Genomic DNA, 24,143 nt, shown 5'->3' with positions numbered 1-24,143 from the left:
TCAGACGTCGCTGGAGAAGCGGACCGCGCACTCGGGGAGATTTACCCCGGGCCAGACGCGCATACCGGAAGTGAGCTCGTTGCCGGGGCCGATGAGCGCGCCGTCGCCGACGACGACCTGGCGCAGCACGGCGCCGGAGGCGACGCGGGCGCCGGCGCCGACGACCGAGTCCACGACGGTCGCGCCGGACGCGACGTGGCAGCCCTCGGACAGCACGCTGCCGCGCACGCTCGCACCGGCCTCGACCGTGGCCCGGGCGCCGACGACCGTGCCCCCGGTGACCTTGGCCTCGGGCGACACGACGGCGCCGTCCAGCAGGAGGCTCTCGCCCACAGGACCGGGCAGCGCGGGCGAGCCGAGCTTGCCGAGCACCAGGTCGGCCGAGCCCTGCACGAACGCCGCCGGCGTGCCCACGTCCAGCCAGTAGGACGTGTCGGCGTAGCCGAGCACCAGCTCACCGGCCGCGATCAGCCCGGGGAAGGTCTCCCGCTCCACCGACACCACCTGGCCCTCGGGAATCGTGTCGATGACCGAGCGCTGGAACACGTAGCAGCCGGCGTTGATCCGGTTCGTCACGGGATTGGGCGTCTTCTCCAGGAAGGCGCTGACCCGGCCGTCGTCGTCGGTCGGCACGCAGCCGAACCGCGACGGGTCGTCCACCTCCGTAAGGTGGAGGGTCACCGCGGCCCCTCGTGAAACGTGCAGGTCCACCTGCGCCGCGATGTCGTGCCCCGACAGGATGTCGCCGTTCAGCACGAGCACCGGCGCCTCGGGCGGGCAGGTCAGCGCCCGCGCGGCGTTGCGGATCGCGCCGCCGGTGCCGAGCGGGGTGTCCTCGGTCATGTAGACGATCTCCAGGCCGAAGCCCGACCCGTCGCCGAACGCCTCGCCGAACATCGAGGCCCGGTAGGACGTCGCGAAGACCACCCGGCGCACCCCGTACGCCCGCGCCTTGGCCAGCTGGTGCGCGAGGAAGGGCACCCCCGCCGTCGGAAGCAGCGGCTTGGGCGTGCTGAGTGTCAGCGGCCGCAGACGCGTGCCCTGGCCGCCCACGAGAAGGATCGCCTCAAGACCGTCCGGCGACCGCACAGAACTCTCCCTCACAGCCGCGAGGGTAGCCTAGCCGGGCCCTTCGTATGGCTCGCCGCCGCCGACCGTTGTCCGGACGTTTCGCACGATGCACGGAATCCCCGTTCAGGAAACATAGGCGGGGGCAATTTTCGCCGCAACATGAGCAGCGGAAACGGATGCCCGAAATTCGGGACCGGCATCACAGTTTTCGGCGGATCGGCTTCGCATCATGTCCGCTCGGACATATAGGCCTCACCTGTCACCGGCCCGCGATCGCCTGCCGGCCGCACCCATGCCGTCACAACGCGACTGGTCATGACGGGAATCGACGCAGCAGCGGCGGTTCGCCGCGTTCTCGCCCGGCAAGCAATCACCACAACGCGGTTTGACTCTCCTCTTAACCGGCGCATTACATGTGTCGGCGCGCCAAGAGCACCCGAAGGCGCCGATTCCCCTTCACCCCGTCATCGGGGACCTCCCTCCTTTCTCTCGGAGTCCTGCTTGAGGCTGCACCGTGTCATGCCCGCGTTCGCGCTGCTCGTCGCCGCGTTGTCGCCCCTGACCCCGCCGGCCCGCGCGTAGGCCGAGCCGGTTCCGGCGGCGCAGCCCGACGAGGCCACGGCGTCCCGAGCGGCCCGCGACTCGGGGCAGCCGGTCGAGGTGCTCGATCAGCGCACGGAGAACCGGACCGTGTTCGCCAACAGCGACGGGACGTTCACCCTCGAGCAGAGTCCGCTCCCGGTCCGGATCCGCCGGGGCGCCGGCTGGGCTCCCGCCGACCCCGGTCCTCGTCCACAACACCGGTGGACTGTGTGGGGAATACGCGAACTTTTATGGAGGTTCGGAAGGCGGAGTGATGGCCACCGCCAAGGACGGCGTTCTCAGTCTGGCAATCGAAAAAGGCCCGACAACTCCACGCGGCTCTCAAATGTTCGACGACGGAGTCAACCACTTCGGCGTGGAAAACATTTCCGCGATCGAAGGAAAATGGGTGCCCGCGATGCCCAGCAACCTCAATACATTCAATCAGATGGTTCGGGGCGGCATGCCCCTTGAAGAGGCTGCGGCGAATGCCTTCACCGGTAAGATGGCGGCACGACACGGCTTCACAAATGTCCAGGCGCAGAATGTCGTAGGCGACCCGGGCGCATACACGAACGTCCTGGTCCGCTTCGCACGGCAGGGGGTTAGATGGAAGATGTTGCAGCTGACGTCCGTCAGCGCATTCACGAAGGATGCCGTTTCATTGATCTGCTCAGCTTTCTCGCAGTGGACGAATCCTTCAAGCTGACTCCCCTCAACCTGATGAGGGTTCTCAGTGAAGCGATCGGGCTATCCATGATCGAGTCTCGCGAGATGGTTTCGATGTTCGATGAGAACTTTTCTCCGCTGGTGCCGGATGCGGATATCGAACGCCAATGGCGAGCGATCCTGGATGGCCGCAGGGGAACCTGAGCCTGAACCCACGGCCCGGAAGGTGATCGAAGCGTCCTAAGAATAGCCGGCAGGCTCGCCGAAACCGTGGTTCGGGAGTTGCTTATCGGGAAGTTTCATGGGGTCGGAACTATGGCCCTGGGGTGGAAGATGAGGACTGAAGCACTCAACCGGCTCACCACGACCAGGGAGCTTGTCAAGAGAAAGAGGGTTTCGAGGTCAGGCGGCGAACCCCGACCGGCCTGAGCCAGGAGAACCCTCGCTATAAGCCGTAACGTCGAGAGAGCGAGGATGATGATCGTGCTGAGGAAGCTGTTCCGGCACCGGGCACGGCCGTCCTCGACTCCGAGCGAGGATCAGGTGATCGCCTGGGTGCAAGAGGTGCTCTGGAAGCCCGACGACCGCTGGGTGCTGTTTCGGAACGGCACGGTGGTGTTCCAACGGCACCTGCCACCGGGGACCGTCGGGCAGGAGGCCCGCAGATTCCTTCGAAGCAAGGGGCACGTTGTGCCCGGGACGCACTTGGGCGACTTCTCCGTCTATGACGCCAGGCCGGAGGGATGGCTGGTAACCGGACACCAGGACGGCATCGCGACTTACGTCCACCCGTCCGAGACCGACACCGACGACCACCTACGTGTCGGCCTACTGGGGCGGACGAAGCGCGAAAAAGATGTCCAAGAGCCGGACATCATCTACCAGCGGGACGGCGATGGAATGCCCCCAGAGGCCCCGGATCACTGATCAGCCCTGCAACAGGTCCGCGGCTTCGGCGGCCCGTTGGTAGGCGAGCAGATGGGCCTCGGCCGAATGCCGCCAGGTGAACTCGCGCGAGCGGGTGACGCCCGCCTGCGCCAGCGACTCGCGCCGCTCCGGCGACTCCAGCAGGGCGCGCAGTGCCCGCGCGATGCTGTCGGCGTCGGGCTCGGTGTAGGCCACGGCGTCGCCGCCCACCTCCGGCAGCGAGGCGCGGTGGGTGGTCAGCACGGGCGCGCCGCAGGCCATCGCCTCCAGCACCGGCAGCCCGAATCCCTCGCACCGCGACGGGGAGGCGACCACGAGCGCCCCGCCGAGGAAGCCCGGCAGGTCGGCGAAGGGCAGGAAGCCGGGACGCACGACCTTCACCCGGGGCGGCAGCGCGGCGACGGCGGCGTCGACCTCCTCGTCCCACGCCGGGCCGCCCGCCAGCACGAGCGCGGGCGGCGAGGACAGGTGGGCGACCGCCCGGCCGAAGCCGGTCACCAGGTTCGGCACGTTCTTGCGCGGCTCCAGCGCGCCCAGATAGGCGACGTACGGCCGGCCGTGCAGGCCGATGCGCCCGGCCACCCGGCGCACGTCCTCGGGCGCCGGCGGGTGGAACAACGTGGGGTCCACCCCGTGGTAGGCGACGTCGATCCGGGTGGGGTCGGCGTCCAGCACCCGGACCAGTTCGTCCATGGTGGCCTTCGAGGGCACGATCACCCGGTTGGCGTGGCGTACGGCGGTGCGGGTGGCCGACCGGAAGAACGAGGCCCTGACGGGGTCGTGCTGGTCGGGGTCGGTGAACGAGGTGACGTCGTGCACGGTGGCCACCGTGGGCAGGCCCGAGCCCAGCGGGATCGAGTAGTAGGGGGCGTGGATCACCTGGGCGCCGGCGTGCCGGGCCAGGACCGGCAGCCCGGTCTGCTCCCAGGCCAGCCGCTTGTTCCGGTTGGTGATCGCGGGCGGTCCGGAGAGGATCCGCGCCGAGGGGGCCAACGCGGCGTACCGCTCGGCGTCCGCACGCTGGCAGACCACCGCGATGTCCGCGCCCGCCTCGTGCAGGGCCGCGACCAGTCCATCGACATACCTGATCAGGGCGCCGCGATCGGCGGGGACCGCGGCGGCGTCGACGAGCACCCGGGGTGTCAAATGAATCGCTCCCCTCACTGGGCCCGCACCGGCCGGGAGGATCGCTCCCCGCCCGCGCGGCCCCGCTGGTTCCGGCGGTGTTCCGGCAGGGGCCAGGGGCCCCGCGCCACGAACTGACGCCTTCCCCCGCATCCCTCCCTGTCACTCTATTTCCGGCGTCCCCCGAAACGTGAGTGATATCACATGAGGATCATCTCTCAGGGCGTGCGACCCGCGCCGATTCCACGGGTTCAGGCCCGTGCTACGGGTTCCTCCCGCGTACGGACCGCGCGCCGGGAGGCGAGACCGGCGGCACCGGCGCACACCAGGTCGCCGACGGACACGATGAGCCGGGAGCACAGCGCGGCGGCGATCGCGGCGGGCCGGTCGAGCACCGGGGCGAGCGCGGCCACCATCGCGACCTCCCGCACGCCGGCGCCCGCCGGGGCGATCACGAACACGAACCCCAGGCACCAGGCGAGCGCGAACGCGCCGAAGCTCAAGATCACGGCCGAGGGCCCGCCCGCCCCCAGGCCGTGCACGATCAGCGCCAGGTGCACGCCGTACGCCGCCCACCCCGCCAGGGCCCAGCCGCAGGCGACGAGCACGCCGCGCCGGGTGAGCGGCCGTTCGAGCGGCGGGCGGCGCAGCTTGCGCAGCCCGAACGCGATGACGCCGTTGACCACCTTCGGATGCAGGGCGGCGGCGATCACGGGCACGAGCAGCAGCAGCCAGGCGTATCTCGCGACCGACTGCCCGGCGAGCACCGGCAGCGTGACGACGGCCACCAGCAGGCCGGTGCCAAGGTAGATCGGGTAGGTCAGGAAGAAGGCGGCCGCGCTGCGCGGCCGGGGGATGCCGTGGTCGCGGCCCATCTCCATCTGCGCGAGCATCGGCCACACCGACCCGGGGATGTACTTGCCGAGCTGGCCCACGAAAAAGATCTTGGACGCGTCGGTGAACGCCAGCGGGGAACCCAGGTCCGTCAGCAGCGCCCGCCACATGAGCATCCCCGCCAGCAGGGCTCCGAGCACGGCCACCAGCGAGCCGGCGAGCTCCGCCCACGACAGGCGGGCGAACCCGTCCGCCACGGCGGTCCACTGGCTCGCCACCGCCCAGACGCCGAATCCCAGCGCTACGAGCAGGAACAGCGCGCGTAAGGCCTTGCGGCGGCTCATCGGGACGTACGGACCGGCTCGGGCGGCTGCGGGAGCGGCGCGCCGAGGGGGCGGCGGGGTGTCTTGGTGGCGACCCACAGGTAGGTGGGGACGACCGGCAGCAGCGCCCGCAGGGCCGGGCGCGGGGTCCGCTCCAGCGTGGCCTTGGCCGCGCGGCCGACCGCGCCGGGGAACAGCTCGCCCCCGGCGAACCGCTCGGGCGCGGCCAGCACCGGGAACGTGTAGTCCCACACGTGGAAGTCCGCCAGCATCCGCCGCAGCCCCGGCCGGGTGCGGAAGCGCTCGTAGTAGTGGTCGGCCCGGCCGAACGCCCGCACGTAGCGGTCGGCCGCGGCGGGCGGCAGGTAGGACAGGAAGGGCAGCTTGTAGTGCGGCTCCATGACTCCGAGGCGGTTGCCCAGGCCCAGGTAGAGCACGCCGTCGTCGGACAGCACCCGGTGCATGTCGGCGATCACGGCGTCGGGGTCCACCACGTGCTCGTAGATGTGGTTGAAGACCAGCACGTCGATCGAGCCGTCCGGGAACGGCAGGCGGGAACCGTCGGCGCAGACGAACGCGACCCGCTCGCCGAACCGGTCGGACGCCTTGCGCAGGCCCGGGACGTCGATGTCGAGCCCGAGCGTGCGGCGCGCGCCCGCGGCGGCGAGCTCGTCGGCGATGAACCCGGCCGAACACCCGACGTCGCCGACGGTCAGCCCCGACAGCGCCTCGCCGGGCTTGACCGCGTCCCTGCCCAGGAAGTGCGCGAGCACAGCGATGATCTTCGCGGCCTTGCGCCTGCGCTTGTCCTCGTCGAGCATCGCGGCCTGGAACTCGGAGTATTCGAGCTGGGCCGCGCGTTCCGCGCTCACCCTCGTCCTCCGCTCACCCTCGTCTTCACGCTGCCCAACAGTACCCGTGCCCGCGCCGCCCCCGTCTCCCGATCAGCCGACCCTGTGGACAACCCGCGCGGCGGACCTACCGATCAGTAGCTTCAGGCTTTACTGTGGGGCCCGTGCCGCGCCTGCTGAACCGCCTGCGCTCCAGCCCGCTGCTGCGGGTGCTGCTGGCCCTGGTCGCGCTCGCCTTCCTGGCGTACGGCCTGGCCCGGAACTGGACGGAGACCTCGGCCGCCCTGTCGCGGCTGTCGTGGTGGTCGCTCGGGGTCTCGTTCCTGGCCGTGCTCGCCGGGCTGGGGTTCATGCTGGTCGCCTGGCGCGACATCCTCGCCGGGCTCGGCTCGCCCCTGCCGCTGCGCGTGGCCGCGCGCGTGCTGTTCGTGGGCCAGCTCGGCAAGTACATCCCCGGCTCGGTCTGGGCGTTCGCCGCGATGATCGAGCTGGCCCGCGACCACGGCGCGCCGCCGCGGCGGACGTTCAGCGCCACCGCCCTCGGCCTGGTGACCTCCCTGGGCTGCGCGCTCGCCCTCGCCGCGGCCACGCTGTCGCAGCAGATCGCCAGGCAGGCGTGGTGGCTGCTCGCGCTCGTCCCGGTCATCCTCGTCGGCCTCCACCCACGGGTGATGACGTGGGGGCTCAACCTCGCCCTGCGCGTCGCCCGCAAGGAGCCGCTCGACCGCGTGCTCAGCGGCGCCGAGATGGCCAAGGCCGCCGCCTGGACGATGGTGGGGTGGCTGGTCTACGGCGTGCACCTGTGGGTGCTCGTCGGCGGCGTGCGCCCGGCGGGCCCGTCCCTCTACGCCGTCGCCGCCGGGGCGTACGCGCTGGCCTGGGCCACGGGCATCCTCACGGTCGTGGTCCCCGCGGGGATCGGTGTGCGGGAGGGCGCCATGGTCGTGGCGCTGGCGCCGGTGCTCGACACGCCGAGGGCGCTGGCCATCGCCGTGGTGTCCCGCGTGATGTTCACCGTCGCCGACGCCGCCTGGGCCGGGCTCGGCTTCCTGCTCGCCCGCGGCCGCGCCGCCCCGGCCGGTCAGCTCCCCGACGCGGCCAGCAACGTGTCGAGGTAGACGGCCCAGTGCGGCTCGGGATCGACGGGCGCGACGCCCGCCCGCAGCCGTTCGGGCGTCCCCGGCTCGTAGAACCGCTTGAGCGCCTCCGCCAGCGCGCCGGCCGACCCCGGCTCCACCAGCAGCCCGTCCACGTCGTCGCGTACGTTGTCGGGCAGCGCCCCGACCCGGGTGGCGATCACCGGCACGCCGTGCTCGTGACCCAGCCACACGTTCTGGCTCGCGGTCGCCGACCGGTAGGGCAGCACCAGCGCGTCGGCCCCGGCGAACAGCCCGGGCACGTCCTCGGCCGCCACGTATCCCGGCCGGATCTCGACCCGGTCGGCCAGACCGAGCCGGGCGATCAGGGCACGGGTGTCCTCCAGGCCGCCCCAGAACTCGCCGGCCACCGTGAGCCGTACGCCGGGCACCTGCGCGAGCGCCTCGAGCAGCAGGTCGAGCCCCTTGTAGGGCCGGACGATGCCGAAGAACAGCAGGCTGCCCCGGGGATCCCGGCCCGCCGTCTCCCGCGCGCCGCGCGCCGGCAGATGTGGCGCGAGGGCGGCCACCCGGACGGGCGCGGCGGTGAGCGCGCGGGCGAGGTCCGCCTGTTGCTCCGAATGGGCGAGCACGCCGTCCACCCGGCGCAGCAGCGCCTTCATCAGCGGCCTGTCGTACGGCTTGCTCTCGTGCGGCAGCACGTTGTGACACAGTGCCACCACAGGGGCCCGGCCGCGCAGGCCGTACAGGATGCCGAGGTACGCGGGCACCTGCACCGGGCTGAGCACGGCGAGCACGACGAGGTCGGCCCCGCGCAGCCGCCGTCCGCAGGCCACCCAGCCGTCAGGCCGCCGCCAGTCGAGGTCGCGGCGGGTGCCCGGGTAGGGCTCGCCCTCTGGGCTGTCGATCGTCTGCTGCCCGGGGTACAGGAACGAGGGGTACTGCGCCCGCCACGACTCGATGACCACGTCGTGGCCCCGCGCCCGCAGCCGGTGGGCCAGCTCGGTCGTGTGCTGCGCCCCGCCGCCCTTGTACGGATACGTCGGGCCGACGATCGCGATCCTCACACATCACCTCTCGACCGCACGATCAGGTCGGCCAGCAGGGCGACCGCCCCGATCAGCATGCCGGATATGAAGATCACGATGGCGTTGCTGGTGAGGTAGAAGCCGTAGCGGATCACGTCGTACAGGCCCTTGACGAAACCGATGCCGACCAGCCAGAGCGCGGGCGGCATCAGCACCTTGAGCGGGTTGAAGTACATCACCATCCGCAGCACCTGCAGGATGTAGCGGTAGGCGTCGGAGACGAAGTTGAACTTCGACTTCCCGGCCCGCTTGGAGTACTCGATCGGCAGGTAGTAGACGTCGTGCTGGTTCGACATGAACGCCAGCGTGATCGTCGTCACGCAGGAGAAGCCGGGGGGCAGCAGCCGCAGGTACGGCTTGGCCACCGACTTGCGGAAGGCCCGCAGGCCCGAGTTGAGGTCGGGGATCTTCTGCCCGGCCAGCCGCTCGGCCACCTTGCGGATGAACCACTTCGCGGGCACCCGCAGGAACTTGTGCGAGCCCTCCTCGGTGGTGCGCGCGCCCACGACCTGGTCGATCGTCTGGTCCTTCTCCAGGATCTGGACCAGCTCGGGGATACGCTCGTTCGGGTAGCTCATGTCGGCGTCGGTCCACACGACGATCTCGCCGCGGGCCTCCTGGCTGCCGATCCTGCGTACGGTGCCCGAGCCGCCGTTGCGGTGGAACGCCCTGATCCGCATGTGCGGGAAGCGCGGCGCGGCCTCCTGCAGGCGCGCGAGCGTCTCGTCGGTGGAGCAGTCGTCCACGGCCAGCAGTTCGTAGGTGTACCCGCTGGCGTCCATGGCCGCGCAGATGCGCTCGACCTCGTCGATGACGTGGTCCTGCTCGTTGTAACAAGGCAGGACAATCGTGACGTACGGGGTTTCTGCGGGAGTCACGGCGCTTCCAGAGGTCTCGGGCGTGGTCACGTCCGGCTAGGGTACTCTGCCCCACCAAATCGCGGTCTCACTTCGAATCTCCTCACTCCCGCCGCCCGAACTCGCCGCCGCTACAGGGGGCGAACGTGCCGCGCCACCTTCACGACGCCCGGCATCCCGGCGAGGGCCCGCTGCACCTGCGCGAAGTCCCAATGGCCGGCGAACCTCACGTGGAAGGCCTCCGGCATCAGGTCCGCCTGGAAGATCTCGGGCGGTTCCCACCACTGCGTCTGACGCATGACCGTCGCGGCATGCTCGGCGTCCTCGAAGTAGATCTCGTCCACACCCGGCAGCGCGCGGATGCGGTCGAGCACGGCCTGCCGGTCCGCCGTGCCGCCCTCGCAGTCCTTCCGGCACAGCCGGACCGCCACGTCGGCCTTGCCCCACCAGAAGTCGTCCCGGTAGGACTCGACATACTCGACTCCCGGCAGACGCTGCACCTCGCCGAGGGCCCGCCGCCAATCCCCCGGCGCCAGGACGCCGCCGTACACCGCGCGCCGCAGCAGGTACTCGTCGAGCACGTCGCCGATGCGCCGGTCCTGGCGAGCGATGGCGAGGGCCTGCGCCGCCGTGAGCCGCCGGTATCCCCGGGTCTCCATGTGGCTCGCGAGCGCGCGCTCGACCTCCCTCCGCTGGGCCGCCGTCGCGGCGCCCTCGCAGTACTCGCCGGACGACCCACACAGGTGGATCAGGAACGTACCGGTCCGGGGCCACGGTCCGTCAGGTGGCGGCGACGGCTCCCGGGAGGCCCGGTAGGCGACCACCCCTCCCGCAGCCAGCGCCACGACGAGCACGGCCACCAGTCCGGCGACGACCAGCGGCTTGCGGAAGGGGTTCGTCCGAGATTCCGGCTCACGACGATCGTCGCCGAAGGACAATTCCTCCGTCGCGGGAGAACTCACACGCCGAACCCTAGATCTATCCGCTGGGAACGGTCATCCAGACGTCGATGTTGAGCGACCAGGTGCCGTTGGGCGGGTCCACCAGGGAACGTTCGTCCTGCCGCGTGTGCAGGCTCATCACCCGGGTCGCCGGGCCGTACGCCATGAGCTGCTCGGGCTCGGCGGCGAGCAGCACGGGCACCCGCCCGGTGCGACGGACGGCCTCGACCAGGCGCAGCACATCGGCAGAAGGCGGTACGTCGCGGCCCGAGGGATAGACCACCCGGGCCGTCGGCAGCCCGCACTGGCCGCGCACGACCTGCGACAGCCGCTCGCCCGTGACGCGCTCGACGATGAGCACGGAGGCGTTCGCCGGGATCGCCCGGCACAGGCCCGCCACCGCGGCGGCCTCCCCCCGGTTGACCGGCGTGAACGCGGTGCCGATCGAGGTGATCGCGGGCGGGACCGCCAGCAGCAGCGCCCCCGCCGCGACGGCGGCCCGCGAGCGTCCCTGCCGGGCGGCGAACCAGCGCGTACGCGCGAGCCGCCGCGAGAGCCACCGCAGCCCCCAGACGGCGAGCAGCACCAGACCGGGGATGACGATCGGCACCAGCCTGCGGGAGGCGAAGGGGTGGTCGGGGGTGATCGCGGGACGCCACAGCGTCGTCACGGTCGTCCACCCGATCACGGCCAGCGGCAGCAGCCAGCCGAACTCCTCTCCCTTCATCAGGCCGCCCCTCGTCAGGAGGCGGCGCGCGAGCACGGCAGCCGCCACGGTCGCCAGCACGACAGCGGGGATCCCGACGTACCAGACGACCCAGTCGAGGGAGTGCTCGTAGTACAGCCGGGACTTGTCGGTCACCAAGCCGTTGGCGATCTGCGTCTTCTCGATGAAGTCGGCCGTGAGCCTGTCCTCGGGCGTGACCGCGTCACGGCGCACGGTCTGCACCCAGGGCCGTACGGCGAAGCCCGCCATGATCAGGACGACCAGGGCCGCGGCGGCGTTCGGCAGCCACCCGGCCCCCGTGCGGAGCCGGCGCGCGCGGACGGCGATCCAGGGCGCGAGGGCCGTGCCGGCGACCGTGAGCGCCACGACGACGGCGCAGATCGCGAGCAGGGGCATGAGTGAGCCCGACAGATACTCCAGGTATGGCCGGGCGAGGACGTATCCGCCGGTGAACCCCCACAGACCGCCCACGACCAGGCCGGTCAGCAGGGGCGCGCCCAGCCGTCCCTCCGGGAAGGGCCTCGCACGGGGAATCCGCCGGAGGGCGATGAGCACCCCGGCGAAGGCGAGCACGGGCAGCACGTCGCGCAGGCCGTCGATGCGCACCAGCAGCGCCAGCCCGAACGACAGCCCCGCGAGCGCGGCGGACGAGAAGCCCGCGCCGGGCAGGGCCGCGGTGAGCCGGGCCCGGGCGTCGAGCAGCAGGTTCATCGCGCCGAACAGCAGGATCAGCGAAGGGATCTCGCTGAACGTGGTCCGCGACGTGTAGAGGACCGGCAGGCTGACCGCGAACACGAGGGCGGCAAGGGGCGCCCAGCGCGCGCCCGCGAGCCGCGCGGCCGTCCCCGCGACGGTGAGCACGGCGAGCGCGCCCAGCACGGGCGGCACGAGCAGCAGGCCCGGGACGCCGCCCAGCCAATGGCCGATCGCGTAGGTCATCGGCGGCCCGGCCATGAACTGCGGGACGATCCCGCCGTCGGTCACGTAGACGCCCATGCTGTCGAAGCGCAGAGCGGGATCGGGACCGCCGAAGTCCCCCACCGGGATCGGCAGCGACCCGTGCCGGGCGAGCCAGACGGCGTACTGCGCGTAGGTCGACGGGTCACGCCTAACGATCAGCTGCTCGCCGTGCAGGAGCCCGTTGAACACTCCCGACCCGAGTGCCACGACGAGAGTGGCCGCCGTCGCCCAGCGGTGCGGCGTGGCGGTCCCGGGCAGGCGCCGCAGGCCCGACGCGCACAGCAGGAGGGCGGCGCCGCCGCCGAGCAGCGCCATGGGCAGCGGCCGGAACCACCCGAGCAGCAGCAGCGGCAGCCCGGCGAGCAGCCACCCGCCGAGCGCGAGCGCGGGCACGACGGAGACGGCCGCGAGCGTCCTGCCCGCCGCCTCCTGCTCTGGCGGCAGCCCTGTGCGGCCACGCGAGTGGCCGGATCTGTTCACTGGAATGCACCCGAGACTAGCGGCCCGCCCCGGCGCCCCGCCTTCATCAGGCGGCCCGCCCGCTCCGCGCGTCGCGGTCGTCCACAGGCGCGTGCGGAGCTCGCACGAGGCTCGTACGGAGCCGGTAGCGTACGCCGGGAGGCAGGCAGGGGGGCATATGAGGGTGTCGGACAGCCGGGGCGCGGCGCCCTGGCCGGAGCGGGACGAGCCCTCGCACGCGCGCCCCGAGCCCGCCCGGCCCGGCGAACCGCCGTCCCCGGGTCCGCCCACGACGCCCGCGGACGGACGGCTCGCGAACGGGCAACTCGTCTCGGACGGGCAGCGCGCGACCCTGCGCCACATGGGCGAAGGACTCGTCGGGCGGCTCGCGGGCGGGCGGCCCGGGCAGTGGCTGCGTGAGCGTCTCGCGCCCCGCGATCCGCTGCACCCGGTGGCCTGGGCGCGTACGGATCTCCCCGGCTGGGCGCGCAGGCATCGGTGGTTTCTCGTGGTCTTCGGGCTGGGGACGCTCCTGCGGCTGGTGACCGCGCTCGGCTACCGGCCCGCGCTGTGGTTCCCCGACTCCTACACCTACGTCGTGACGGCCATGCGACCGAGGCCGGACCTCGTCCGCCCGGCGGGCTACTCGATGTTCCTGAGGCTCTTGGAGGCGTTCCACAGCTTCGCCCTGGTCGTGACCGTGCAGCACGTGCTGGGGCTGCTCGTCGGCGTGATGCTCTACGTGACCGTCCTGCGGCGCGGCGCTCCTCGGTGGGCGGCCGTCCTGGCCTGCGTCCCCGTGCTGCTCGACGCGTACCAGATCGAGCTGGAGCACCTGCTCGTCTCCGACTCGCTGTTCACGTTCCTGGTCGTGGGGGCGGTGTGCCTGGCGATGCGCCGCCCCCTGACGCCGCGCTCGGCCGCCGCGCTCGGCCTCGTGCTCGCCGCCGCCACCCTGACCAGGACCGTCGGGCTGCCGCTGATCGCCGTCTTCGCGCTCCTTCTGCTCGCGTACGGCGTGCGCCGTGCGAGCGGGGCGAACGGTGCGAGTGGGGCGGGCCGCCCGGGCCGGACGGTGGCCCGGCTCACCGTGCCCTTCCTTGTGGCCGCGCTCCTGCCGGTCGCGGGCTACGCGGGCTGGTTCCACGCGACCTACCAGCGCGTGGGGCTGGTCGGCTCGAACGGTGTCTTCCTCTACGCCCGCACGATGGCGTTCGCCGACTGTTCGGTGATGAAGCCGCCGGCCGACCTCGCCGTGCTGTGCGACTCCCGGCCTCCCGCCTCCCGCCCGGCGTCCCAGGAGTACATCTGGAACGCGGAATCCCCACTGGTCCGGCTGCCCGGCATCACGTTCACCAAGGAGACCGACACCCTGGCCGGGAGGTTCGCCTCGCTCGCGATCCGCAGCCAGCCGCTCGACTATCTCCGCGGCACGCTGACCGAGCTCGGGAGGTCGTTCACGCTCGGTCGGCCCGTCTATCCCGACGCCGACACGTACAGGTACTACGAGTTTCCGGAGACCGTGCCGCCGCCGCCCGGGCGGCATCCCGCCGTGAGGGGAAAGGAGTTCGCGCAGCGCTACGAGCGCGGGGACATCACGGTGCGCATCTCCGAGCCGTTCGCGGGCCTGATGCGGGCCTACCAGGACGTCGCGCGGCTGCCGGGGGCGGCGCTGCTGCTGATCCTCCTGGTGCCCCCGGCCGCCTGGGCCGTGCGGGCGGTGCGGGCCGGGTCGGCGCGGACGCGACGGCCGCCCGCGAACCGAGCCTCCGCGAACCGGGCCCCCTCGAACCGGGCCCGCTCGAACCGGGCATCCTCGGACTGGGGCATCGCCTGGGCGACGGCCTGGGCGCTGCTGCTCGTCCCGCCCGCCACGGCCCAGTTCGACTACCGCTACGTCCTGCCCGCGGTGCCGCTCGCCTGTCTGGCCGCCGCCCTGTCCGTCCGGGGAGTCCGTCAACGGACATGACCGGCTACCTGGGCAAACGACCGACGGAACACCAAATCCAGGTAAAGGCAAACTCAATCCCATACCCAAAATGTCGGCGTTTAGTATGCTCTGCCCCTGGATCAGGGGGACGTGGCACGGCGTGATCGCGGCCCGGATCCTCCCAATCGCGACGCCCGCAGACGCTTCAGTGACCTACCCTCGGAGCGCGACGTGTGATCGCCAGGCAAGGAGGACAAGTGTGCGAGCGAACGAGTAATTCTTCCGGCCCCTCGCCCACTCGTCCTGCCGTCACACTGGGCCGTACGGCCGCCGCGCCGTGTCGCCCGGCTGTCGCGCGGTGTCTCCCGGCTGTCGCGCCGTGTCGCCCGGCTGTCGCTTTCTGGGCAGGCATGCGGTGAGCGAGCGCAGGCGCGTCGCCGCGCGTTCCGGCCCCCCGCCGGCTCCGTCCGACCAGAGGGTCTGGGGTCCTCCCGAAGACGGCTCGTACGGCGGCGCCTTCGAACCTCCCCGGGGCCGCAGAGGGGCTCCCGCGCCCGCCGGGTACGCGGACATGCCGGTGGCCACCGCCCCGGCCGGCTACGCGGAGATGCCGGGAGGACGGGGCGGACAGCGACCGCCCAGGGACGACTACCCGCCCGAGACGTACGACGAGGGACGCCGCCGAGGCGGGCGACGGGCCGAGCCGAGCGGGCCTCCCGAACCCTCCTATGAGGAGGAGCCGCCGCGGCGGCGCGGCCGCAGGCGCGGTGGCGACGAGGACACCGGCTACGGCCCGGCCCCCACCGCGCCCACCGTCGCGAGCCGCGCGTCCGGGGGCGGTGGTGACCTCCCTCCGGACGGCAGGCCGTCCCGCCGGCGTGGCGGGGGCGGCGGCAGACCCGGCCTGGGGATCGGCGGCTGGATCAGCGTCGTGCTCACGTGCGTGCTGGTCATCGGCACGCTGACGGCCTACAAGGTCTACCGGAGCACGATCGGCCTGATCAACAGAGGCGCGTCCACCGACGACCTCGACAAGAACCGCCCCGTCAACGAGACCGGCGCGATCAACGTGCTGCTCGTGGGCTCCGACACCCGCGCGGGTGACAACAAGAAGTACGGCCAGCACCTGGTCAACGACGGCGAGCGCACCGACACGATCATGCTGCTGCACGTGTCGCCCAACCGCGACGGGGCGACGCTGCTCAGCTTCCCCCGCGACTCCATGGTGATGATCCCCGCCTGTTACAACAGGAACAGAACGCTCGTCCCGGCGCACCTCGGGATGATCAACTCCGCGTTCTCCGACGGCGGGATGATCTGCACGCGCCGGACCATCGAGAGCCTCACCGGGATCCGCGTCCACCACTACGTGAAGGTGGACTTCACCGGCTTCAAGAACATCGTGAACGCGCTCGGCGGCATCGAGATCTGCCTGCCGCAGGCCGTCAACGACAAGAAGTCGAAGCTCACGCTGCCGGCCGGCAAGCAGATCGTGAAGGGCGAGGCGGCGCTCGGCTACGTGCGGCTGCGCTACGGCCTCGGCGACGGCAGCGACATCTCCCGCATCAAGCGCCAGCAGGTCTTCATCTCCCAGGTCGTGAAGAAGGCGACCAGCAGCGCCCTGCTCACCGACGTCGGCAAGCTGCAGAACTTCATCGCCGCCGCGGCCAAGTCCGTCACGATGGACGACGCGCTCAACACCGAGGAGCTCATCAAGATCGCGCAGAGCGCGCAGAAGCTCTCGGCGAAGGGCTTCAAGGCCACCACCGTGCCGTGGGAGCCGTACGTCGCCGACAGGAACCGCGTGCAGTGGAAGCAGCCGGCCGCGGGCAACCTCTTCAGGGCCATCGCGAACGACACCGAGGTGACCCCCACCGCCAGCGCGACCCCGAGCGCGGCCGCTTCGCCGTCCGGCCCGGTGGTCACCAAGCCGCAGCAGGTCAAGGTGCAGGTGTTCAACGGCACCAACACCTCCGGGCGGGCCAAGGAGGTCGCCGAGGAGCTCGCCGCGCTCGGCTTCAACGTCGTCGGCGTCGGCGACGCGAGGAAGCCAGACGGCACCGACCAGCCGAAGACCATGGTCCGCTACACCGGTCAAGGCTGGAACTACTCGAAGATCCTCGTCGGCAAGCTGGTCAACCCCGTCAGCCCGGAAACCGGCAAGGTGGCGAGCGGCCCGGCCACGCCCTTCACGCCGTCCTCGCCGCCGCCGGACGCGCCCAAGGGCAAGGTCCGCGGGCCGATCATCCAGCTCGTCGTCGGCGCCGACTGGAAGGGCGTCCGCTCCCCCATCAACCTGGGCGACAACGTCGTCACCTCCGACACCAACCCCTGCGCGAGCTGACAGCCGTCACACCTGCCACAACGCGGCCGGGGCTCCCGAACCGTCCACGAGGACGGGGGCCCCGGCCCGTTCCGTCTCCGGCGGTCTGACAACAGAACCGACAGACGTCACATGCGTTATGTTCGGCCTCAGAGGCGACATCAGCGTCCAAGAACGTTAGGGTGAACACCTGGCGAACGCGCCCTGTTCGCCCGTTCGGGCTGATGCGCCGGGGCGCCTTCGCTAGTGTCCGAAAGGACGCGGCGACGCTACGCCAGGCGTGGCCGTTCCCCCCGAGCCTCCAACAGATAGCTGAGCGTTTCTCCCGTGAGTGACACCCGCCATCACCCGCCGGTTCCCGGATCCCCGCAAGGCAACGACCCCGATGCCGAAGAGGCTCCCACCGGAGTGATAGGCCGCATCACCGGAGACTGGCCCGCTCCGGACCGCGGCCTGCCGCGGCGGGAGCCGAAGACCGCGGGCGGTCCGGAGACGGAGCAGGGCGCGGACCGGCCCGGCTCGCAGGCCCACAATTTGCCCGAGCACGGGCGTCACGAGGGCGGCATTTCCGCGGCCGGTGACGAGAGCGCCGTCGCGCCTGCGCACGGGCGCCACGAGAGCGGCGAGACGACCCCGGGAAGCACGACAGGCGCGGCCACCGAAACGGGCAGCGCCGAGGGCTCCGGCGCAGGCCCGAACAGCGCCGCGCCAAGCGGTGCCGGGCCGACCGGTGCCGCGTCCGCGCCCGCAGGCACCCCGCCGTACGAGAAGCAGCCGCTGCCCGTGCGGAAGCCGCGCAGCGCCGGAGGGCCCGGCAGCGCCGTGGCCAACAGCGCCGTGTCCAACACCGCCGGGCCGACCGGTTCCATGCCTGCCCCTTCCGCGCCTGCCGCTGCCGCCTCGCACGACAAGCCGTACGAGAAGCAGCCCCTGCCCGTACGGAAGCCGCGCCAGCCGGGCGCCTCCCGCCTGGGCATGCCGCCCGCGTCCGCCCCGCAGCCGGACGGCTTCGACTACTTCTCCGCAGGCCGGGGCCCAGATCGTAAAGACACAGACCGCCGGGGCAGGGGTCGTCAGGGCACGGAGAGTGCCGCGGCAGGCGTGAGCGCCGCCGACGGCCCCGCGTGGCCGCAGACGTTCCCCGAGCACGGTCCCCGCAACCTCGCGGACGCCTTCCCCGGCGCCGCCCGGCGGCCGTCCGCCCCCGGCCCGCAGGACGCCGCCGACGTCCCGACGCCCCCCTTCGGGGACTCCCCGGCCTTCCCCACCCCGGCCTTCGGCGCCGGTCCGGAGCCGCTGGGGACGCGGTTCCCCGACTTCCCCGAACCCCCGGGCTTCCCTGAGTCTCCGGCGGCCGCCGTCGGCAGGACGGCGAACCCCTTCCTCGACACTCCCCCGTCCGGCGCCGGCGCCGTCTTCACCCCGGACGACCCCTTCGGTGCCGCGCCGTTCCCCGAGACCACCCGCGACCCGCGCGGCGGGCGGGGCGGGGACGCCTTCGCCGGAGCCGCTCCGCACGCGGCCTTCAGCCCCGCGTCCCCGCTCGACGCGCCGGCTCCCGCGTGGCCCGGCCAGGAGGCCGCCGACCCCGCCCAGTGGGACCCCTGGCGGCGCTCCCAGGACGGTCCCGGCGCGAACGACCCCCGCCAGACCGGTCCGCTCGGCAGGCCGCTGCGCGCCCCGCTGCCCGCCTGGGCCGAGGTGCCCGTCCGGCCGGACGACCCGTTCGCCCGGGGTACGGGGCAGTATGACGGCCCGGAGGACGAGCCCGAGCAGGAGCCCGCGCCCCGGGCCAAGAAGCCGCGCGACCCCTATCTGGACAACGTGAAGTTCGTCGGCATCGCCCTGGTGCCGATCGGGCACTCGCTGGTCCCGACGCTCGCGGCCGACTCCTCCCGTGCGGCGTACCTGTTCATCTACGTCTTCCACATGCCGCTGTTCGTCATCGTCAGCGGCTACCTGTCCAGGAACTTCTGGAACTCGAACGCCAAGACCAACAAGCTGGTCGACACGTTCCTCGTGCCGTACGTGATCGTCGAGCTGGGATACGCCCTGCTGCGCACCGCCTTCGGGCACAAGTTCAGCATCACGATCATGGATCCGGCCTGGTTGAACTGGTATCTGCTCGCGCTGCTGTTCTGGCGGCTGTCCACACCCGTGTGGAAGCGGATGAAGTATCCGTTCGTCATCTCGATCGCCGTATACCTGTTCGCCGGGTTCTCCGAGCTGACGGGCGACTTCAGCATGGACCGCTTCTTCGGCCTGATGCCGTTCTTCGTCCTCGGCCTCGTGCTCAAGCCGGGGGTCTTCGACTTCCTCAAGCAGCGCTGGGTGATGGTGCTGTCGGTGTTCGTGCTGCTGGGCGCCGCGGGGGTGGCGATCTTCCTCGTGAAGAACTACTCGGTCAAGCTCGGCCCGATCTACTACAAGGACAGCTACAAGGACCTCCACCTGGTCTGGTGGAAGGGCATGCTGCTGCGGACGGGCCTGCTGGTGGCCGCGCTGGCCATGTCGGCGGCCGTGATGTCGCTGATCCCCCGGCGCCAGACGTGGTTCACCGACCTCGGCACCCGCACGCTCTACTGCTACCTGCTGCACGGCGTTCCGGTGATGATCGCCAAGGAGATGGGCTGGCTCAGCTTCTCCTGGCTGTACGGCCCGCTCGGCGTGGCGGCCATCGCGTGCTCCTGCTTCGCGCTGGCCATCGTGCTGTGCCTGCCGATCACCCGTACGGCGTTCAAGTGGCTGCTCGAGCCCCGGCTGACCTGGTTGTACCGCAGGCCGAGCGGGCAGGCGCCGCAGCCGGCGAGCACCGGAAGTTAAGCGGCATTTCGGGGGCCATTCACCCGGCGCATCCGGTCATTTCGGACGGTGCGGTCAGCCTCCCCATATGAGGGTATGCGTCGGCACGACAGTCCATCACCCCGAGGACGCCCGGATCACCCACCGGCAGATCCGGGCGTTGCTCGACGCCGGGCACGAGGTGACCTTCGTCGCGCCGTTCACGCACTGCAACGTGACGCCGCGGCCGGGCATCCGGGCGGTCGACGTGCCGAGGGCCGTGGGCCTGCACCGGGGCAAGGCGCTGCGGGCCGCCACCTCCGCCCTGCGCAGGGCGGCGCGAGACGCCGACCTGCTGCTCGTGCACGACATCGAGCTGCTGCTCGCGCTGCCGCGCAAGCGACCGCCCACGGTCTGGGACGTCCACGAGGACACGATCGGCGCGCTGAACGCCAAGACGTATCTGCCGGGGCCGTTGCGGAGCGTCCTGCCGCCGCTGATCCGCGCGGTCGAGGGCCGGGCGGAGCGGCGCCTGCACCTCATCCTCGCCGAGGAGTCCTACCGTAAGCGCTTCCCCGGCGCGCATCCCGTGGTGCCCAACCACACGTACGTGCCGACGACGCCGCCCCCGCCGCCGGGAGACCACCGGATCGTCTACGTGGGCCACATCTCCCTCGCGCGCGGCGCGGCCGAGATGGTGGAGATCGCCCGGCGGCTCCGGCCGTACGGCATCCGCCTGGACCTGATCGGACCGGCCGACGCCGCGGTGCGTCCGATGCTGCGCGACGCGCAGCGCGCCGGACTGCTCGACTGGTTCGGGTACGTCCCCAACAACCACGCGCTGCGGATGGCCGAGGGCGCCCTGGCCGGGCTGTCCCTGCTGCACGACGTGCCGAACTACCGCGAGTCGACGCCCACGAAGGTCATCGAATACATGGCCCGCGGCATCCCCGTCGTGACGACCCCGCTGCCGAGAGCGGCGTCCCTGGTCGGCCGGGTCGACTGCGGGACGATCGTGCCGTTCGGCGAGGTCGGCGCGGTGGCCGACGCGGTCGTGCAGTGCGTGCTCCGCCTGCGCGAGGACGCCGAACGGCGTGCCGCGATGGGCGCGCGGGGCTACGTCGAGGCGCTGAACCACTATCACTGGCCCGCCGTGGCCGGGGAGTTCGTCGCCCTGCTCGAACGATGGGCCCAGGCCCCGAGCTCCGTCGCCGCCCTGCCGGACCGCTCTCCCGCCGGCCGCCTGACCAACCTGTCGGGACAGAACGTCTAGCGACCTGTGCACGACCGCCACGCCCGCCCCGGTGGGCGCGGGCGGTCGCGTCACGGTCCAGGAGCGGCCAGGTGAGCCGCTGCCGGCCGTCCTGCGCTACCTCGGCTCCCGCACCTGACGCAGGCGGCGGCCGAGGAAGGCCCGCTCGGCGGCGTTGCGGGTGCGGGCGATCGCCGCCTCGTACGCCCGCGCGGCCTCCTCGGTCCGGCCGAGCCGCCGCAGCAGGTCGGCCCTGACGGCGTGGAACAGGTGGTAGCCGTCCATGCCGAGGTCGTCCAGGAGGGCGAGCGCGGCCCGCGGCCCGTCCACCTCGGCCACCGCGACCGCGCGGTTCAGTGCGACGACCGGGTTCGGGGCGAGGGCGAGCAGGTGGTCGTACAGGCTCAGGATCTGCCGCCAGTCCGTGGCGGCCGCGATCGGCGCGTCGGCGTGGACGGCGTTGATCGCCGCCTGGATCTGGTAGGGCCCCGGCCGGCCGCGCCGCAGGCACGCCCGCATGATGTCCTGGCCCTCGGCGACGAGCGCGCGGTCCCACCGGTCGCGGTCCTGCTCCGGCAGCGGCACGAGGTCGCCCGCCGGAGTGGTGCGGGCGTCGCGCCGCGCGTGGACGAGCAGCATGAGCGCGAGCAGCCCCATGACCTCCGGCTCGTCGGGCATCAGGCCGGCCAGCAGGCGGCCGAGCCTGACGGCCTCCGCGCACAGGTCCTCGCGGGCCAGCCGATCGCCCGCGCTCGCCGTGTGCCCCTCGTTGAAGATCAGGTAGACCACGGCGAGCACGGCCCGGAGGCGGTCCGGCAGGTCGGCCTCCCGCGGGACGCGGTACGGGATCCCCGCGTCGCGGATCTTGGCCTTGGCCCTGACCAGCCGCTGGGCCATGGTCGGCTCGGGGACCAGGAACGCCCGCGCGATCTCGGCCGTGGTGAGACCGCCGAGCAGGCGCAGCGTCAGCGCGACCCGGGCGGCCGGGGCGAGCGCGGGATGGCAGCAGGTGAAGATCAGGCGGAGCCGGTCGTCGTGCACGGGGCCCTCCTCGGCCGGGCCGTCGTCAGCGTCGTCCGGGGCGTGCAGCAGGACGGCCCGCGCGTGCCGGTCCGCACGCAGGGACTCCCGCCGGTGGCGGTCGATCGCCCGGTTGCGGGCGGTCGTGATGATCCAGCCGGCCGGGCTCGGCGGCGTCCCGTCGCGCGGCCAGCGCCGCACCGCCTCGGCGAACGCGTCCTGGACCGCCTCCTCGGCGACGTCGATGTCGCCGAAGTGGCGGACCAGGACCGCGACGGCCCTGCCGTACTCCTCGCGGAACACCCGCTCGACGTCGGGGTCCCTACTGCCGGTCGTCATCGCCCTCCACGACGCCCGCGAAGGGGCGCACCTCAACAGGGAGCGTGGTCGCGCGGGCGAGCCTGCGCCCCCATTCGAGCGCCGCGTCGAGGTCGGGCGCCTTGATGATCGTCAGCCCGCCGACGTGCTCCTTGCCCTCGGTGTACGGGCCGTCGGTGACGAGCTCCTCCCCGTCGCGCACCCGCACCACGGTCGCCGTGCCCGGATCGTGCAGTCCGCCGGAGAAGACCCACGCCCCCGCCGCGCGCAGTTCCTCGTTGAGGACCGCCAGGTCCCGCATGATCGGCTCCAGGACCTCCGGCGGGGGCGTCCCGCCGTCGGGCTGCTGGATGCTGAGCAGATAGTGCCTCACGGTCTCGTCCACCTCCTCGGCGGGGCCCGCCCGGCGCGGGCCCGCTCATCCTCTATACGAACGACCCCCCGGATATCGACATCCGCCGGAAACCAGGACTGGAACAACCTTGCCGCCGTACGGCTGTCGCCCGGACGCCGGGCTTGCTGTACTGGAAGCATGGCAAGCCATGTCGTCCAGGGTCGCAGGGTCGAGACGCCGGTGGAGGTCCGCGACGCGTCGGTCTGCCTCGCCGCCTACCTGGTGCGGGCCGACGCGGCCCGCGCGGTCCTCGCGTACTCCAGGATGGACGTCACCGAGGTCCTGCCGGGCAAGGCCCTGTGCTCGCTGGTGTTCGTCCGATATCACGACTCGGACCTGGGCTCCTACAACGAGTTCGGGGTCACCTTCCTCGTACGGCCGGCCGACGCGGGCCCCCCTCCGAGGCGCGGGCCGCTGGCCGGGCTGAGGGACCTGCGCGGGTCGGGGTCGGGCGCCTTCGTCCACTGGCTGCCGGTCGACCAGACGTTCACGCTGGAGGCCGGACGGACCATCTGGGGCTTCCCCAAGGAACTGGCCGAGGTGGATCTGCGGCTCGGCTCGCCCTACAAGCGGTGCCTGCTGCGCAGGGACGGCCGGATGGTGGTCGACCTGCTGCTCAGGCCGGGCATCCCGTCGGCGCCCGCGCCGCTGCTCGGTGAGGCGCTGCCCGTGCCGGACGCCTACGCCCACCTGGACGGGGTCACCCGCCGCATCCCCTGGACGGTCCGTGCCCGGGGCATCCGCTGGCGGCCAGGCGGCGCGCTCATACGCCTCGGCAACCACCCGATCGCCAAGGAGCTGAGCGAGCTCGGCCTGCCCCGGCGGGCCCTGATGACGGCGACGGCCGAGCACGTGTCGATGGCGTTCGAGGAGCCGGGGCGGGCCTGACGCCGCCACGAGCCACCCCCGGCCGGGCTGGAAGAATCGGCGGGTGACCATTCGCGTCCTGATCGCCGACGACCAGGAGATGGTGCGGCGGGGCCTGCGCCGCATCCTGGAGAGCCAGCCGGACATCCAGGTCGTCTGCGAGGCCGCCGACGGAGTGGCCGCGGTGGAGATGGCCCGGCGGTTCCAGCCGGACGTGGCGCTCGTCGACATCCGCATGCCCAGGATGGACGGGCTCGAGGTGACCCGGGTTCTCGCCGGCCCCGGCGCGCCGTCCCCGACGAAGGTCGTGGTGGTGACGACCTTCGACCTGGACGAGTACGTCTATCCGGCGCTGCGGCACGGCGCGTCCGGGTTCCTGGTCAAGCGCTCGGGCCCCGCGCTCCTGGTGGAAGCGGTCCGGGCCGCCGTGGCCGGCGACACTCTGATCAGTCCCTCGGTCACGGTGCGGCTGCTCAGGCACGTCACTGGCGGCGGCCCCCGGCACACGCCGCCGCCGGAACCGCTGACCGAGCGCGAGATCGAGATCGCCGGCCAGGTGGCCGAGGGGAAGACCAACGCCGACATCGCCGCCGAGCTGTTCATCTCGCCGGGCACGGTCAAGACCCACGTGGCGAGCATCCAGCGCAAGCTCGGCGTGCGCAACCGGGTCGGCATCGCCGTACGCGCCTGGGAGCTGGGGTACGCCAGGGGGAATTGAAGGAGAAGGTCCCCGCCGCGTGCGTACCC

20 protein-coding genes are annotated in these 24,143 nt (G+C 72.1%); 10 read left to right on the top strand and 10 right to left on the bottom strand.

The window, feature by feature from the left end:
- Positions 1–1,104: an NDP-sugar synthase gene (locus ABZ860_RS08980; protein ID WP_357217149.1), complete on the bottom strand. Its 1,104-nt coding sequence runs from the start codon at positions 1,102–1,104 to the stop codon at positions 1–3.
- 823 nt (positions 1,105–1,927) lie between these two features.
- Between ABZ860_RS08980 and ABZ860_RS08975 the strand changes: the two genes are divergently transcribed.
- The 3 genes from ABZ860_RS08975 to ABZ860_RS08965 all read left to right on the top strand — a co-directional run bounded on the left by ABZ860_RS08975 (position 1,928) and on the right by ABZ860_RS08965 (position 3,249).
- Positions 1,928–2,362 carry a hypothetical protein gene (locus ABZ860_RS08975; RefSeq protein ID WP_357217147.1) on the top strand — a complete coding sequence of 145 codons (435 nt, stop codon included), beginning with the start codon at positions 1,928–1,930 and terminating at the stop codon, positions 2,360–2,362.
- Positions 2,341–2,526, top strand: a complete 186-nt coding sequence (locus ABZ860_RS08970; RefSeq protein ID WP_357217145.1) for a hypothetical protein — start codon at positions 2,341–2,343, stop codon at positions 2,524–2,526. Before ABZ860_RS08975 ends, ABZ860_RS08970 begins: the two co-directional genes overlap by 22 nt.
- A 270-nt stretch (positions 2,527–2,796) precedes the next feature.
- Entirely contained in the window at positions 2,797–3,249 is a 453-nt protein-coding gene (locus ABZ860_RS08965) for a hypothetical protein (RefSeq protein WP_357217142.1), read from the top strand.
- Here the strand turns inward: ABZ860_RS08965 and ABZ860_RS08960 are convergent, their stop codons facing one another.
- The 3 genes from ABZ860_RS08960 to ABZ860_RS08950 form a co-directional block, all read right to left on the bottom strand.
- The gene (locus tag ABZ860_RS08960; RefSeq protein ID WP_357217139.1) at positions 3,250–4,395 is read right to left on the bottom strand and encodes a glycosyltransferase family 1 protein; all 1,146 of its coding nucleotides are present in this window, start codon (positions 4,393–4,395) and stop codon (positions 3,250–3,252) included.
- Between the two features lie 230 nt (positions 4,396–4,625).
- A complete protein-coding gene (locus tag ABZ860_RS08955) occupies positions 4,626–5,552 on the bottom strand; it encodes a lysylphosphatidylglycerol synthase transmembrane domain-containing protein (protein WP_357217137.1) in 927 nt (308 codons plus the stop codon).
- Positions 5,549–6,403 carry a class I SAM-dependent methyltransferase gene (locus ABZ860_RS08950; protein WP_357217134.1) on the bottom strand — a complete coding sequence of 285 codons (855 nt, stop codon included), beginning with the start codon at positions 6,401–6,403 and terminating at the stop codon, positions 5,549–5,551. Before ABZ860_RS08950 ends, ABZ860_RS08955 begins: the two co-directional genes overlap by 4 nt.
- 143 nt (positions 6,404–6,546) lie before the next feature.
- Here ABZ860_RS08950 and ABZ860_RS08945 point away from each other — a divergent pair, with 143 nt between their 5' ends.
- Entirely contained in the window at positions 6,547–7,500 is a 954-nt protein-coding gene (locus ABZ860_RS08945) for a lysylphosphatidylglycerol synthase domain-containing protein (RefSeq protein WP_357217131.1), read from the top strand.
- Here the strand turns inward: ABZ860_RS08945 and ABZ860_RS08940 are convergent.
- The 4 genes from ABZ860_RS08940 to ABZ860_RS08925 form a co-directional block, all read right to left on the bottom strand.
- A complete protein-coding gene (locus ABZ860_RS08940; RefSeq protein WP_357217128.1) occupies positions 7,464–8,546 on the bottom strand; it encodes a glycosyltransferase family 4 protein in 1,083 nt (360 codons plus the stop codon). The two genes, ABZ860_RS08945 and ABZ860_RS08940, sit on opposite strands and share 37 nt — an antisense overlap.
- On the bottom strand, positions 8,543–9,475 hold the full coding sequence (locus ABZ860_RS08935) for a glycosyltransferase family 2 protein (protein WP_357217126.1): 933 nt from the start codon (positions 9,473–9,475) through the stop codon (positions 8,543–8,545). Before ABZ860_RS08935 ends, ABZ860_RS08940 begins: the two co-directional genes overlap by 4 nt.
- Positions 9,476–9,555: 80 nt before the next feature.
- Complete coding sequence (locus ABZ860_RS08930; protein ID WP_357217123.1) at positions 9,556–10,386, bottom strand: permease-like cell division protein FtsX; 831 nt, start codon at positions 10,384–10,386, stop codon at positions 9,556–9,558.
- A 16-nt stretch (positions 10,387–10,402) separates the two neighbouring features.
- A complete protein-coding gene (locus ABZ860_RS08925) occupies positions 10,403–12,532 on the bottom strand; it encodes a hypothetical protein (protein ID WP_357217120.1) in 2,130 nt (709 codons plus the stop codon).
- 157 nt (positions 12,533–12,689) lie between these two features.
- On the opposite strand from ABZ860_RS08925, the gene ABZ860_RS08920 reads away from it, so the two are divergent.
- The 4 genes from ABZ860_RS08920 (at position 12,690) to ABZ860_RS08905 (ending at position 20,818) form a co-directional block, all read left to right on the top strand.
- Entirely contained in the window at positions 12,690–14,480 is a 1,791-nt protein-coding gene (locus ABZ860_RS08920; protein ID WP_357217117.1) for a hypothetical protein, read from the top strand.
- Positions 14,481–14,856: 376 nt separating this feature from the next.
- Complete coding sequence (locus ABZ860_RS08915) at positions 14,857–16,785, top strand: LCP family protein (protein ID WP_357217114.1); 1,929 nt, start codon at positions 14,857–14,859, stop codon at positions 16,783–16,785.
- 306 nt (positions 16,786–17,091) lie between these two features.
- The gene (locus ABZ860_RS08910) at positions 17,092–19,587 is read left to right on the top strand and encodes an acyltransferase family protein (protein ID WP_357217111.1); all 2,496 of its coding nucleotides are present in this window, start codon (positions 17,092–17,094) and stop codon (positions 19,585–19,587) included.
- Positions 19,588–19,654: 67 nt separating this feature from the next.
- On the top strand, positions 19,655–20,818 hold the full coding sequence (locus ABZ860_RS08905) for a glycosyltransferase (RefSeq protein ID WP_357217108.1): 1,164 nt from the start codon (positions 19,655–19,657) through the stop codon (positions 20,816–20,818).
- A gap of 96 nt (positions 20,819–20,914) precedes the next feature.
- Here ABZ860_RS08905 and ABZ860_RS08900 read toward each other — a convergent pair whose 3' ends face one another.
- On the bottom strand, positions 20,915–22,156 hold the full coding sequence (locus ABZ860_RS08900) for an RNA polymerase sigma factor (RefSeq protein ID WP_357217106.1): 1,242 nt from the start codon (positions 22,154–22,156) through the stop codon (positions 20,915–20,917).
- The gene (locus tag ABZ860_RS08895) at positions 22,140–22,520 is read right to left on the bottom strand and encodes a YciI family protein (protein ID WP_357217103.1); all 381 of its coding nucleotides are present in this window, start codon (positions 22,518–22,520) and stop codon (positions 22,140–22,142) included. The genes ABZ860_RS08900 and ABZ860_RS08895 overlap by 17 nt, the downstream gene beginning before the upstream one ends.
- Before the next feature lie 147 nt (positions 22,521–22,667).
- On the opposite strand from ABZ860_RS08895, the gene ABZ860_RS08890 reads away from it, so the two are divergent.
- Both ABZ860_RS08890 and ABZ860_RS08885 read left to right on the top strand, forming a co-directional pair.
- Entirely contained in the window at positions 22,668–23,417 is a 750-nt protein-coding gene (locus ABZ860_RS08890) for an acetoacetate decarboxylase family protein (protein WP_357217100.1), read from the top strand.
- A 43-nt stretch (positions 23,418–23,460) separates the two neighbouring features.
- Entirely contained in the window at positions 23,461–24,114 is a 654-nt protein-coding gene (locus tag ABZ860_RS08885) for a response regulator transcription factor (protein WP_357217098.1), read from the top strand.
- Positions 24,115–24,143: the final 29 nt, after the last annotated feature.

Origin of the sequence: Microbispora sp. NPDC046973, assembly GCF_040644495.1 — a bacterium.
Lineage (GTDB): Bacteria > Actinomycetota > Actinomycetes > Streptosporangiales > Streptosporangiaceae > Microbispora.
Note: the sequence above shows the minus strand (reverse complement) of the source record. Positions and strands in the feature narration are given on the sequence as shown.